The organism is Streptomyces sp. NRRL WC-3605, from assembly GCF_001509795.1.
In the GTDB taxonomy this organism is placed as follows: domain Bacteria; phylum Actinomycetota; class Actinomycetes; order Streptomycetales; family Streptomycetaceae; genus Streptomyces; species Streptomyces viridochromogenes.
On sequence record NZ_LLZN01000050.1, the window covers coordinates 153,106 to 166,573 of the forward strand.

At 70.4% G+C, this 13,468-nt stretch carries 11 protein-coding genes; 1 reads left to right on the plus strand and 10 read right to left on the minus strand.

Going from position 1 to position 13,468, the window contains the following annotated elements:
• Window positions 1–7: 7 nt before the first annotated feature.
• Window positions 8–1,081, minus strand: coding sequence for an ADP-ribosylglycohydrolase family protein (locus tag ADL34_RS14355; protein WP_062667060.1), 1,074 nt, complete (start codon window positions 1,079–1,081; stop codon window positions 8–10).
• A gap of 172 nt (window positions 1,082–1,253) precedes the next feature.
• Between ADL34_RS14355 and ADL34_RS14360 the strand changes: the two genes are divergently transcribed.
• Window positions 1,254–2,372: a glycerate kinase gene (locus ADL34_RS14360; protein ID WP_062667062.1), complete on the plus strand. Its 1,119-nt coding sequence runs from the start codon at window positions 1,254–1,256 to the stop codon at window positions 2,370–2,372.
• 85 nt (window positions 2,373–2,457) lie between these two features.
• On the opposite strand, the gene pssA is transcribed toward ADL34_RS14360, so the two are convergent.
• From pssA to ADL34_RS14405, 9 genes are all read right to left on the minus strand, one after another.
• Window positions 2,458–3,276: a CDP-diacylglycerol--serine O-phosphatidyltransferase gene (gene pssA, locus ADL34_RS14365; RefSeq protein ID WP_062667064.1), complete on the minus strand. Its 819-nt coding sequence runs from the start codon at window positions 3,274–3,276 to the stop codon at window positions 2,458–2,460.
• Window positions 3,277–3,298: 22 nt separating this feature from the next.
• On the minus strand, window positions 3,299–3,955 hold the full coding sequence (locus ADL34_RS14370; RefSeq protein WP_048579466.1) for a phosphatidylserine decarboxylase: 657 nt from the start codon (window positions 3,953–3,955) through the stop codon (window positions 3,299–3,301).
• 170 nt (window positions 3,956–4,125) lie between these two features.
• Entirely contained in the window at window positions 4,126–5,331 is a 1,206-nt protein-coding gene (locus tag ADL34_RS14375; RefSeq protein ID WP_062667066.1) for an acyl-CoA dehydrogenase family protein, read from the minus strand.
• Window positions 5,332–5,334: 3 nt separating this feature from the next.
• The gene (locus tag ADL34_RS14380) at window positions 5,335–5,847 is read right to left on the minus strand and encodes a MaoC family dehydratase (RefSeq protein ID WP_062667068.1); all 513 of its coding nucleotides are present in this window, start codon (window positions 5,845–5,847) and stop codon (window positions 5,335–5,337) included.
• A 5-nt stretch (window positions 5,848–5,852) separates the two neighbouring features.
• A complete protein-coding gene (locus ADL34_RS14385; protein ID WP_062667070.1) occupies window positions 5,853–6,812 on the minus strand; it encodes an HpcH/HpaI aldolase/citrate lyase family protein in 960 nt (319 codons plus the stop codon).
• The gene (locus ADL34_RS14390; RefSeq protein WP_062667073.1) at window positions 6,809–8,851 is read right to left on the minus strand and encodes a protein meaA; all 2,043 of its coding nucleotides are present in this window, start codon (window positions 8,849–8,851) and stop codon (window positions 6,809–6,811) included. Before ADL34_RS14390 ends, ADL34_RS14385 begins: the two co-directional genes overlap by 4 nt.
• Before the next feature lie 10 nt (window positions 8,852–8,861).
• The gene (gene ccrA / locus ADL34_RS14395) at window positions 8,862–10,205 is read right to left on the minus strand and encodes a crotonyl-CoA carboxylase/reductase (RefSeq protein ID WP_062667075.1); all 1,344 of its coding nucleotides are present in this window, start codon (window positions 10,203–10,205) and stop codon (window positions 8,862–8,864) included.
• 439 nt (window positions 10,206–10,644) lie between these two features.
• Window positions 10,645–11,454 carry a TetR family transcriptional regulator gene (locus ADL34_RS14400; RefSeq protein ID WP_062667180.1) on the minus strand — a complete coding sequence of 270 codons (810 nt, stop codon included), beginning with the start codon at window positions 11,452–11,454 and terminating at the stop codon, window positions 10,645–10,647.
• 136 nt (window positions 11,455–11,590) lie between these two features.
• The gene (locus ADL34_RS14405) at window positions 11,591–13,396 is read right to left on the minus strand and encodes a 3-hydroxyacyl-CoA dehydrogenase (RefSeq protein WP_062667076.1); all 1,806 of its coding nucleotides are present in this window, start codon (window positions 13,394–13,396) and stop codon (window positions 11,591–11,593) included.
• Window positions 13,397–13,468: the final 72 nt, after the last annotated feature.

The window sequence follows — 13,468 nt, forward strand, 5'->3', positions numbered from 1 at the left end:
CGCCCGCTCACGCGCCCAGCTCCGCCAGCCGCACCGTCCGCTCCGCCAGCTCGCTGATCCGCACCCCGTCGAAACCGAAGACCGCGCTGCGCACCGTGTCCTCCAGCGGCTCCGTCCACTGGCCGGGGATCGCCGCGGCGCCGCTCAGCACCCCGGCGACCGACCCGGCCGTCGCCCCGTTGGAGTCGGTGTCCAGGCCCCCGCGCACGGTCAGAGTGATCGTGCGGGTGAAGTCGCCGTCGCCGTACAGCAGGCCCGCGGTGAGGACGGCCGCGTTCGGGACCGTGTGGATCCAGCCCAGGCCCGCCGTCTCCTCCGTCACCGTGGCCAGCGTGTCCTCCCAGGACATCCGCGTCTCGTGCAGGGTCGCCACCCGGCGCACGGTGCGGGAGAGCCGGCTGCTCGCCGGGATCACGGCCAGCGCCCGGTCGACGGCCTCGCGGATCGTGGACGCCGTGAACGCCGCCGCGATCAGGGCGGCCGCCCACATCGCCCCGTACACCCCGTTCCCGGTGTGCGAGAGCACCGCGTCCCGGCGGGCGAGGGACGCGGCACGCGCGGGGACGCCCGGCGAGGTCCAGCCGTAGACGTCGGCGCGGATCAGGGCGCCGATCCACTCCTGGTGGGGGTTGTCGAAGGTGGCGGTGAGCGGCGGCTTCAGACCGTTCGCGAGATTGCGGTACGCCGCCCGCTCCGCCGTGAACGTCTGCAGATACGGCAGCCGCAGCAGCCACAGGTCGCCGACCTGCTCGGTGCTGAAGCCGAAGCCGTGCCGCTCCAGCAGGTCGAGGCCGAGGATCGCGTAGTCGACGTCGTCGTCCCGGCAGCTGCCGTGGATACGGCCGCGGACGCACTCGCGCCACTCGGGGCGCAGCGACCGCCCGTCCTCCTCGTCGGCCGGCTCGGGCAGATAGTCGGTGAGCGGCAGGGCCGCCGCCCGCCGCAGATAGCGGTCGATCCGGTCGCGCGTCCACAGGTCGCCCTGCTCGACCGGCTTGCCGAGCATGTTGCCCGCGATCCGGCCCAGCCAGCCGCCGAGGACGCGGTCGGCGAGGTCCGGGCCCGTGCCCACAAGGGTCATAGGACCGGTGTACCCGATTCCGGCGGCCCACGCGCCCGCGCACCCCGGGGCCGTCCCACGCCTCGGCCGGGGCATGGCGGGCCCGGGGTGCCGCCGGTTAAGGTCGCAGCGGCGCGACCGGCCCCGACCTGTGCGGGGCCCGAAGAGCAAGGGGATACAGGTGACACAGCGCGTGCTCATCGCCGCGGACAAGTTCAAGGGGTCGCTCACGGCCGTGCAGGTCGCCGAGCGGATCACCGCCGGTCTGCGCCGGGCCGCCCCGGACGTGCGGGTCGAGGCCATGCCGGTCGCCGACGGCGGTGACGGCACCGTCGACGCGGCGGTCGCGGCCGGTTTCGAGCGGCACGAGGTGCGGGTCGCCGGACCGCTCGGCGACGAGGTGACGGCGGCGTTCGCGCTGCGCGGCGACACCGCGGTGGTGGAGATGGCGGAGGCCAGCGGCCTCCAGCGGCTGCCCGCCGGGGTCCTCGCGCCCCTCACGGCGTCCACGTACGGCTCCGGCGAGCTGCTGCGGGCGGCCCTGGACGCCGGTGCCCGCACCGTCGTCTTCGGTGTCGGCGGCAGCGCCACCACGGACGGCGGAGCCGGGATGCTGAGCGCGCTCGGCGCCCGTCTCCTCGACGCGGACGGCGAGCCGGTGGCTCCCGGCGGGGGCGGCCTCGCGGATCTGGCCACCGCCGACCTGTCGGGCCTCGACCCCCGGCTAGCCGAGATCGACCTGGTGCTCGCCAGCGACGTCGACAACCCGCTGACCGGCCCGAAGGGCGCTCCGGCCGTGTACGGCCCGCAGAAGGGCGCGTCCCCGGACGACGTGGCCGCGCTGGACGCGGCCCTCGCGCACTACGCCAAGGTCCTGGAGACCGCCCTCGGCCCCCAGGCCGCCCGGCACGCCTCGGCGCCGGGCGCCGGAGCCGCCGGCGGCATCGGGTACGGCGCCCTCCTGCTCGGCGCCCGCTTCCGGGCGGGCATCGAGGTCATGCTCGACGTCCTGGGCTTCGCGCCCGCCGTGGAGCGCGCCGACCTGGTGATCACCGGCGAGGGCTCCCTGGACGAGCAGACCCTGCACGGCAAGGCCCCGGCCGGGGTCGCGGCGGCGGCCCGCGCCGCGGGCAAGGAGGTGGTCGCCGTGTGCGGGCGCCTCGCGCTCGCGCCGGAGGCGCTGGGCCGGGCCGGCATCCGCAGGGCGTACCCGCTGACGGACGAGGAGCCGGACGTGTCGGTGTGCATCGCGGACGCCGGGCCGATCCTGGAGCGGGTCGCGGAACGCATCGGGCGGGACTTCCTGAGCTGATCGACCCCGGGGCGCGCCCCCGGGCATGCGAAAGGGCCCCGGACCAGTTCGGTCCGGGGCCCTTCCCGTCACAGGAGGCGGATCGCTACGGCAGCTGCGCCGCACGCGCCTCGCGCCGGTTGTCGCGGAAGTTGTTCACCCGGCGGGCCGTGGCGAACAGCGGGATCACCGCGCCGGTCACCAGCTGGAGCGCGCAGCCCGTCTGGAGGAGCAGCTGACCGCTCGGGGCGTCGAACGCCCAGGCGGCGAGCAGACCCATGGACACCACGATCCAGGACAGCATCGCGATCGCGAGACGGCCGCGCGGCTTCGGGTACTCCACCCGGCTCACCATCAGCCAGGCCGTGCCCAGGATCGCCAGCAGGGTCGCCACGAAGGGCAGCTCCAGCAGGACGATCGAGACGACCGTCAGCGCACCGAACGGCGACGGCATCCCCTGGAACATCCCGTTGGGGACGGACACGCAGGAGAAGCGCGCCAGCCGGAGCACGACCGCCAGCAGCACCACGATCGCCCCGACCGCGGCCACTCTCTGGTGCGCGTCGTCGGCGACCATGCCGTAGACCAGGACGAAGTACGCCGGGGCCAGACCGAAGCTGATCAGGTCGGACAGGTTGTCCAGCTCGGCGCCCATCGGGGACGAGCGGAGCTTGCGGGCGACCAGGCCGTCGAACAGGTCGAAGACCGCCGCGCACAGCATCAGGATGACCGCCGTGGCCGCGCTGTGGCGGGCCATGCCGGACTCCTGGCTGCCCGTGAGGTGCGGGATCAGGATGCCGGTGGTGGTGAAGTACACCGCCATGAAGCCGCACGTGGCGTTGCCGAGGGTGAGGGTGTCCGCTATCGACAGGCGGAGGGAGAGCGGCATCTCCTCCTCTTCGTCGACCTCGTCCGCGCCCGGCACCCAGCCCGGCTGTGTCTCTGGATCAATCACGGTCAATGCGAGTCACCCCAGCCACGGTCTTCTGCCCGACCTCGACCGCGACCTCCACGCCCTCCGGCAGGTAGATGTCGACACGGGAGCCGAAGCGGATCAGACCGATGCGGTCGCCCTGCTCGACCTTCGTGCCCTGCGGGATGTAGGGCACGATGCGACGGGCGACGGCGCCGGCGATCTGGATCATCTCGATGTCGCCGAGTTCGGTGTCGAAATGCCAGACTACGCGCTCGTTGTTCTCGCTCTCCTTGTTGAACGCCGGCACGAACCCGCCCGGGATGTGCTCGACGGACGTCACCGTGCCGGAGAGCGGCGCGCGGTTGACGTGGACGTTGAGCGGGCTCATGAAGATCGCGACGCGGGTGCGGCCGTCCTTCCACGGCATGATGCTCTGCACCACACCGTCGGCCGGGGAGATGACCCGGCCCTGGGCGATCTCGCGCTCGGGGTCGCGGAAGAACCACAGCATGCCCGCCGCCAGAGCGGTGGCGGGTACGGCCACGGCCTTGGCGACGCCGGAGCGGCGTGCGCGGGCCAGGCTGAGGGCTGCGGTGGCGACGGTCGGGAGAAGCCACGGCGATGCTCCGCGCGCGAGGCGTACGCCGGCCCGGCTGTCGCGTGGTGCAGAGGTTTGGCTGTGGGGCATGGATGACCTTCGTAGCGGATGATGCCGCGCTTCAACGGGGGACGGCGGCTTTCCGGGGATCGTACCGGTCGCGGCCCACAACTGGGCAAGCCAGGAAGCCGAGTCGGCGGCTGAAGAGTATGTACGGGGTGTGATCTTCTTCTCGAAGAAAACACCCCGAACTCGGACATCTATCCCTGGAACCGATACTCTTCGAGCAACCTGCGACCGATGATCATTTTCTGGATCTCGGCGGTACCTTCACCGATGAGCAGCATCGGGGCCTCACGGTAGAGGCGCTCGATCTCGTACTCCTTGGAGAAGCCGTAGCCGCCGTGGATCCGGAAGGCGTCCTCCACGACTTCCTTGCAGTACTCGGAGGCGAGGTACTTCGCCATCCCTGCTTCGAGGTCGTTTCGCTCGCCGGAGTCCTTTTTGCGTGCCGCGTTCACCATCATGGCATGCGCGGCCTCCACCTTGGTAGCCATCTCGGCCAGCTTGAACTGGATGGCCTGGTGCTGGGCGATCGGCTTGCCGAAAGTGTGACGCTGCTGGGCGTACTGGACGCCCAGTTCGAAGGCACGCTGAGCGACGCCGCAGCCACGCGCGGCCACGTTGACGCGGCCCACCTCGACGCCGTCCATCATTTGGTAAAAACCTCGGCCGGTGACGCCGCCGAGCACCCGATCGGCCGAAATGCGCAGGCCGTCCATGATGAGCTCGGTCGTGTCGACGCCCTTGTAGCCCATCTTGTCGATCTTGCCGGGGATGGTGAGTCCCGGGCGGACCTCGCCGAAGCCGGGCTCCTTCTCCACGAGGAACGTCGTCATCGACTTGTGGGGGGCCGTGCCCTCGGGGTGTCCTTCGTCACTTCGGACCAGAACGGCCACCAGAGAGGACGTCCCGCCGTTCGTCAGCCACATCTTCTGGCCGTTGAGGACGTACTCCTCGCCGTCCTTCACCGCCTTCGACGTGATCGCGGACACATCGGAGCCGAGGGCCGGCTCGGACATCGAGAAGGCGCCGCGGATGTCGCCGGCCGCCATCCGCGGAAGGAAGTGCTCCTTCTGCTCCCGCGTGCCGTGCTGCTTCAGCATGTACGCCACGATGAAGTGCGTGTTGATGATGCCGGACACCGACATCCAGCCGCGGGCGATCTCCTCCACGCACAGCGCGTACGTCAGGAGCGACTCGCCCAGACCCCCGTACTCCTCGGGGATCATCAGGCCGAAGAGGCCGAGCTCCTTCAGACCGTCGACGATCTGCTGGGGGTACTCGTCACGGTGCTCCAGCTCGGTGGCGACCGGGATGATCTCCTTGTCCACGAAGTCGCGGACGGTGGACAGGATCTCCTGCTGGACGTCGGTCAGACCGGCGGTCTGGGCGAGACGGGCCATCGCTTACTTCCCCTGTTCCTTCAGCTCGGGGCGGCCCGGCTGCTCGCCGCCGCGCTCCTTGATGTACGTCTCGGTGGGCACCATCACCTTGCGGCGGAAGACGCACACCAGCGTGCCGTCCTGCTTGTAGCCCTTGGTCTCGACGTACACGATCCCGCGGTCGTTCTTCGACTTCGACGGCCACTTGTCGAGCACGGTCGTCTGGCCGTAGATCGTGTCGCCGTGGAAGGTCGGCGCCACGTGCTTCAGCGACTCGATCTCCAGGTTGGCGATCGCCTTGCCGGAGATGTCCGGGACGGACATGCCGAGCAGCAGGGAGTAGATGTAGTTGCCCACGACGACGTTCTTGCCGAAGTCCGTCGTCTTCTCCGCATAGTTCGTGTCCATGTGGAGCGGGTGGTGGTTCATGGTGAGGAGACAGAACAGGTGGTCGTCGTACTCCGTGACCGTCTTGCCCGGCCAGTGCTTGTACGTCGCCCCGACCTCGAACTCCTCGTAGGTGCGTCCGAACTGCATGGCGGTCAGGCCTCCGGGATCTCGAACTTCGACGTGCGCCGCATACCGGCCGCGCGTCCCTTGCCGGCGATGACCAGGGCCATCTTGCGGCTGGCCTCGTCGATCATCTCGTCGCCGAGCATCGCGGAGCCCTTCTTGCCGCCCGCCTCGGACGTGTAGTAGTCGTACGCGTCCAGGATCAGCTCGGCGTGGTCGTAGTCCTCCTGCGACGGCGAGAAGATCTCGTTGGACGCCTCGACCTGGCCCGGGTGCAGCACCCACTTGCCGTCGAAGCCGAGCGCGGCGGCGCGCTGGGCGACCTCGCGGTAGCCGTCGACGTTGCGGATCTGCAGGTAGGGGCCGTCGATCGCCTGGAGGTCGTTGGCGCGGGCGGCCATCAGGATCTTCATCAGGATGTAGTGGTAGGCGTCCGCCGGGTAGCCGGGCGGCTGCTCGCCCACGACGAGGGACTTCATGTTGATGGACGCCATGAAGTCGGCCGGGCCGAAGATGATGGTCTCCAGGCGCTGGGAGGCCTGGGCGATCTCGTTGACGTTGTTCAGGCCCTGCGCGTTCTCGATCTGGGCCTCGATGCCGATCTTGCCGACCTCGAAGCCCATGGTCTTCTCGATCTGGGTGAGGAGGAGGTCCAGCGCGACGACCTGCTGGGCGGTCTGCACCTTCGGCAGCATGATGCAGTCGAGGTTCTGGCCGGCGCCCTCGACGACCGTCACGACGTCCCGGTACGTCCACTCGGTCGTCCAGTCGTTCACGCGGACGACGCGCGTCTTGCCCGTCCAGTCGCCCTCGTTGAGGAACTTGACGATGGTGTGCCGCGCCTCGGGCTTGGCGAGCGGCGCGCATGCGTCCTCCAGGTCGAGGAAGACCTGGTCCGCCGGGAGGCCCTGCGCCTTCTCCAGGAAGCGGGGGTTGCTTCCCGGCACCGCGAGACAGGAGCGGCGGGGACGCAGACGGTTGACGGTCATGCGGGGACCTCCAGGGGGTCGAGCTTGTTCGCTTTCCGGATCTCGTCGACGATGCGGCCGATGATCCCGGTGATGTCGAAGTCCTTCGGGGTGAAGACGGCGGCCACTCCGGCTTGCTTCAGCTGCTCGGCGTCACCATTCGGGATGATGCCACCGGCGATCACGGGTATATCTGTGGCACCGGCCACACGGAGGCGTTCCAGGACGTCCGGGACGAGCTGCGCGTGCGACCCGGACAGGATCGACAGGCCGACCGCGTGCACGTCCTCGGCGAGGGCCGCGTCCACGATCTGCTCCGGCGTCAGCCGGATGCCCTGGTACACCACCTCGAAGCCGGCGTCCCGGGCGCGCACGGCGATCTGCTCGGCGCCGTTGGAGTGCCCGTCCAGGCCGGGCTTGCCGACCAGGAAGCGCAGCTTGCCCACGCCCAGGTCCTTCGCCGTCAGCTCCACCCTGCGACGCACCTGGGACATGGCCGAGCCCTCCTCGGCGGGGATCGCGACCGGCGCCGAGGAGACCCCGGTCGGGGCGCGGAACTCGCCGAAGACCTCGCGCAGCGCCCCGGCCCACTCGCCGGTCGTGACGCCGGCGCGGGCGCACTCCAGGGTGGCCTCCATGAGGTTGCCCGTGCCCTTCGCGGCCTCCTTCAGCCGCTCCAGCGCCTTGCAGGGGCGCGGGTGGTTGAAGGGCGGCTGGTACCGCGTGTCCCGCCAGTGCTGGAGCGAGGCGATGACGCGGGCCTCGACGGCCGGGTCGACCGTCTGGATCGCGGTGTCCAGGTCGGCGGTGAGCGGGTTCGGCTCGGTCGTCTCGAAGATGTTGACGCCGACGATCTTCTCCTGGCCGGACTCGATCCGGCCGCGGCGCTCGGCGTGCGAGGCGACGAGCTGCGACTTGAGGTAGCCGGACTCGACGGCCGCCATCGCGCCGCCCATCTCCTGGATCCGCTCGATCTCGGCGAGGGACTCCTCGACGAGCGCCGCGACCTTCGCCTCGACGACGTGCGAGCCCTCGAAGATGTCCTCGTACTCCAGCAGGTCGCTCTCGTGCGCGAGGACCTGCTGGATGCGCAGCGACCACTGCTGGTCCCAGGGGCGGGGCAGGCCGAGGGCCTCGTTCCAGGCGGGCAGCTGCACGGCACGCGCGCGGGCGTCCTTCGACAGCGTCACGGCCAGCATCTCCAGCACGATCCGCTGGACGTTGTTCTCCGGCTGCGCCTCGGTCAGCCCGAGGGAGTTGACCTGGACGCCGTAGCGGAAGCGGCGCTGCTTGGGGTTCTCGATGCCGTACCGCTCGCGGGTGATCCGGTCCCAGATGCGCCCGAACGCGCGCATCTTGCACATCTCCTCGACGAAGCGGACGCCCGCGTTCACGAAGAAGGAGATACGGGCCACGACGTCCCCGAACTTCTCCTCGGGGACCTGCCCGGAGGCGCGCACGGCGTCGAGGACGGCGATGGCGGTGGACATCGCGTACGCGATCTCCTGGACCGGCGTGGCGCCCGCCTCCTGCAGGTGGTAGCTGCAGATGTTGATCGGGTTCCACTTCGGGATGTGGGAGACCGTGTACGCGATCATGTCGGTCGTCAGACGGAGCGAGGGCCCCGGCGGGAAGACGTGCGTCCCCCGGGACAGGTACTCCTTGACGATGTCGTTCTGGGTCGTGCCCTGGAGCTTGGTGATGTCAGCGCCCTGCTCCTCGGCGACGACCTGATAGAGCGCCAGCAGCCACATGGCGGTGGCGTTGATCGTCATCGAGGTGTTCATCTGCTCCAGGGGGATGTCCTGGAACAGCCGGCGCATGTCACCGAGGTGCGCGATCGGCACGCCGACCCGGCCGACCTCGCCGCGGGCGAGGATGTGGTCGGAGTCGTACCCGGTCTGCGTGGGCAGGTCGAACGCGACCGACAGACCGGTCTGCCCCTTGGCGAGGTTGCGCCGGTACAGCTCGTTGGACGCCTCGGCCGTCGAGTGGCCGGCATACGTCCGCATGAGCCACGGACGGTCCTTCTGCCTCTGCGGCTCCTGACGCTCTGTCATCCCCCGGCCCTCAGATGTTCCGGAAGCGGTTGATGGAGTCGAGGTGCTTGGCGCGCAGCTCCTGGTCGCGCACGCCCAGGCCCTCCTCGGGGGCCAGGCACAGCACGCCGACCTTGCCCTGGTGCAGGTTGCGGTGCACGTCGTAGGCGGCCTGGCCGGTGTCCTCCAGGGAGTACACCTTCGACAGGGTCGGGTGGATCTTGCCCTTCGCGATGAGGCGGTTGGCCTCCCACGCCTCGCGGTAGTTGGCGAAGTGCGAGCCGATGATCCGCTTCAGCGACATCCACAGGTAGCGGTTGTCGTACTGGTGCATGTAGCCCGAGGTGGAGGCGCAGGTGGTGATGGTGCCGCCCTTGCGGGTGACGTAGACCGAGGCGCCGAAGGTCTCCCGGCCGGGGTGCTCGAAGACGATGTCGATGTCCTCGCCGCCGGTGAGCTCGCGGATGCGCTTGCCGAAGCGCTTCCACTCCTTGGGGTCCTGGGTGTTCTCGTCCTTCCAGAACCTGTAGTCCTCGGCGTTGCGGTCGATGATCGCGTCGGCGCCCATCGAGCGGCAGATCTCCGCCTTCTGCGGGGAGGAGACGACACAGATCGGGTTGGCGCCGCCGGCGAGGGCGAACTGCGTGGCGTACGAGCCGAGTCCACCGCTCGCGCCCCAGATCAGGACGTTGTCGCCCTGCTTCATGCCGGCGCCGTTGCGGGAGACGAGCTGGCGGTAGGCGGTGGAGTTCACCAGGCCGGGGGCCGCTGCCTCCTCCCAGCTCAGGTGGCCGGGCTTGGGCATGAGCTGGTTGGACTTGACGAGGGCGATCTCGGCGAGGCCGCCGAAGTTCGTCTCGAAGCCCCAGATGCGCTGCTCGGGGTCGAGCATCGTGTCGTTGTGCCCGTCGCTGGACTCCAGCTCGACGGAGAGGCAGTGCGCGACGACCTCGTCGCCGGGCTTCCAGGAGTTGACGCCCGGGCCGGTGCGCAGGACGACGCCCGCGAGGTCGGAGCCGATGATGTGGTACGGCAGGTCGTGGCGCTTGGCCAGCTCGCTGGTGCGGCCGTAGCGCTCCAGGAAGCCGAAGGTGGACAGCGGCTCGAAGATCGACGTCCACACCGAGTTGTAGTTCACCGACGAGGCCATGACGGCCACCAGGGCCTCGCCCGGGCCGAGCTCGGGCAGGGGCACGTCGTCGAGGTGGATCGACTTGCGCGGGTCCTTGTCGCGGGTCGTCAGGCCCGCGAACATCTCCGTCTCGTCCTTGTGCACGGTGATCGCGCGGTACGACTCGGGGAGCGGGAGGGCGGCGAAGTCCTCCGACGTGGAGTCGGGCGACTGGATCGCGGCCAGGATGTCCTTCGTGGTCACGGTGTTGCCTCCGGCGGTGAGCGCCCTGAGGGAGGGGCGCTGAGGGTTACGTCGGTGCTGCTGAGGGTTTTTTCGGGGTGCCGTCGGTTCGGCCTGTGGTGCTGTGCGGCGGCGCATGGTGGCGCGGGAGGTTGCCTGTGACGCAGGCGCCGGGCGCGCAGGCCCCGGGAGGGACTTGCGGGGACAGCCGGCGTACGAAAGGTCTCTGCACGCCGGCCGCCCGGACTCCTTCAACGTATGGCACGCCGTGTCATCCGGCAAGGCACTGCGTGCCAGAAGTTGCTCTCAGATGAAATCTTTACGTAACAAATGAGCGATGATCGATCGAACGGGCTCTGGAAGCCGCCAGAAAAGGGCCCCTGACATGCCAAAACGGCCACCCGGGCGGGTGGCCGTCATCACGGCGGGGGAGTGGCCGAACCCACTCCCGTCCGTCGTCTCAGCGTTCCTTGAGGGCCTGCTCGATGGTGCGCATCACCTCGTCCAGCGGCGCGTCGGTCCGCGCCACCGTCACCAGGACCTCGCCCTCGGTGGCCACCGAGGCCGTCGTCGTACGCGGGGCGGTGTCCCGGCCGGCGCCGATCCCCGTACCGAACGTGCGGCGCACGATCGCGAAGGCGTGGTCGAGCTGCGCCTCCACGTCCCCCTGCCCGCCGGCCCGCAGCCAGCGCCGCAGCACGTGGTTGTGGGCGGTGACCACCGCCGACGCCGCGACCTCCGCCAGCAGCGGGTCGTCGTTGGCGTCGTCGTCGTGCGCGTGCTCGTCGAAGTGGCCCAGCAGATAGCGGGTGAACAGGCGCTCGTAGCGGGCCACCGAGGCGATCTCCGCCTCCCGCAGGGTGGGCACCTCGCGGGTCAGCTTGTAGCGGGCGACCGAGATCTCCGGCCGGGCCGCGTACATCCGCATGACCTCCTTGATGCCCCGGCACACCGTGTCGAGCGGGTGCTCGTGCGGCGGGGCGGCGTTGAGCACCGCCTCGGCGCGGACCAGGGTGTCGTCGTGGTCCGGGAAGATCGCCTCTTCCTTGGAGCGGAAGTGGCGGAAGAAGGTGCGGCGGGCGACCCCGGCCGCGGCCGCGATCTCGTCGACCGTGGTCGCCTCGTATCCCTTGGTCGCGAACAGCTCCATGGCCGCGGCCGCCAGTTCGCGGCGCATCTTGAGCCGTTGGGCGGCGGCACGGCCGCCCGCGGCGCTCTCCGGCGCGTCGGGCGCAGCTGGTGTACGTGAGGACTTGGCGGGCTGGGACATGACCCGAACGTACTGCATGTCCGCAGCTCGATGCGCGTGTACGGGGTTTCCCCCGCCCTGGGCGGGCGGGGGTCCTCCGGCCGGATCGAGCAGTCCGCCCCAGTCGCGGTCGCCTCGGAACCAGTCGCCGATGCCGTCAGCGCCGGGCATATTCGCGGAAGCCGCGGCCGGTCTTGCGGCCGAGGCAGCCCGCGGCCACCAGGTGCTCCAGCAGGGGGGCCGGAGCGAGGCCCGGGTCGCGGAACTCGCGGTGCAGGACCTTCTCGATGGCCAGCGAGACGTCCAGTCCGACGACGTCCAGCAGCTCGAACGGGCCCATCGGGTAACCGCCGCCCAGCTTCATCGCGGCGTCGATGTCGTCGAGCGACGCGTAGTGCTCCTGCACCATCTTGATCGCGTTGTTGAGGTACGGGAACAGCAGGGCGTTCACGATGAACCCGGCCCGGTCGCCGCAGTCGACGGCGTGCTTCCTGATCTTCGCGCAGACCTCGCGGACCGTGGCGTGCACGTCGTCGGCGGTCAGGACCGTGCGGACGACCTCGACGAGCTTCATGGCCGGCGCGGGGTTGAAGAAGTGCATGCCGATCACGTCCTGCGGACGCGAGGTGGCCCGGGCGCAGGCGACGACGGGCAGCGAGGAGGTCGTGGTGGCGAGCACCGCGCCCGGCTTGCAGACCTTGTCCAGCGCCGCGAACAGCTGCCGCTTGACGTCCAGGTCCTCGGCGACGGCCTCCACGGCCAGGTCGACGTCGGCGAACGCGTCGTAGCTGCCCGCCGCGGTGATCCGGTCCAGGGTCTGCGCGGCCGCCTCGGCGGTCATCCGGCCCTTGTCCACGGACCGCGACAGCGACTTGCCGATACGGGCCTTCGCAATCTGCGCCTTCTCCTCGCTGCGGGCGGCGAGGACGACGTCGTACCCGGCCTTGGCGAAGACCTCGGCGATGCCGGACGCCATGGTGCCGGAGCCGGCCACGCCGACGGAGCGGACCGTCCGGCCGGGCGTCAGGGAGGCGCCCTCCAGCGGCGTCAGCGCGTCCCGCACGACGGTGGCGCTGCCCGGGGCCTCGTACGTGTAGAAGCCGCGGCCCGACTTACGGCCCGTCAGGCCCGCCTCGCTGAGCTGCTTGAGGATCGGGGCGGGGGCGTGCAGCCGGTCGCGGGACTCGGCGTACATGGCCTCCAGGACCGTGCGGGCGGTGTCGATGCCGATCAGGTCGAGCAGGGCGAGCGGCCCCATGGGCAGCCCGCAGCCCAGCCGCATCGCGGCGTCGATGTCCTCGCGTGAGGCGTACTTCGCCTCGTACATCGCGGCGGCCTGGTTGAGGTAGCCGAACAGCAGGCCGTCGGCGACGAATCCGGGCCGGTCGCCGACGGCGACGGGCTCCTTGCCGAGGTCCAGGGCGAGGTTGGTGACGGCGGAGACGGCGGTCGGCGCGGTCAGCACCGAGGAGACGACCTCGACGAGCCTCATGGCGGGCGCCGGGTTGAAGAAGTGCAGGCCGAGGACGCGCTCGGGGCGGGCGGAGTCGGCCGCGAGCCGGGTCACCGACAGGGCGTTGGTGCCGGTCGCGAGGATCGTCTCCGGGCGGACGATGCCGTCCAGCTCCCGGAAGATCTGGTGCTTGATCTCGTACGACTCCGGGGCGACCTCGATGACCAGGTCCGCGTCGGCCGCGGCCCGCAGGTCGGTGGAGGTGCGGACGCGGGCGAGGGCGTCCGCGCGCTCCTGCTCCGTCAGCCGGCCGCGCTCCACGGCACGGGCGGTGGAGGACTCCAGGGCGGTGACGGCCTGGGCGGCGGCCGCCTCGCTGATGTCGATGCCGACGACCTGGCGGCCGGCCTTGGCGAGGACTTCGGTGATGCCGGTGCCCATCGTGCCGAGGCCGACCACGGCGACGGTCCTGAGCGGGGACAGAGAGGTGTCGGACAGGGGAGTGGCCATCGCGGGACTCCAGGAATGAGGGTGACGACTGGGAACGCGTCCGGACGCGCCGGACGCGGAAGGAGTGCGGGT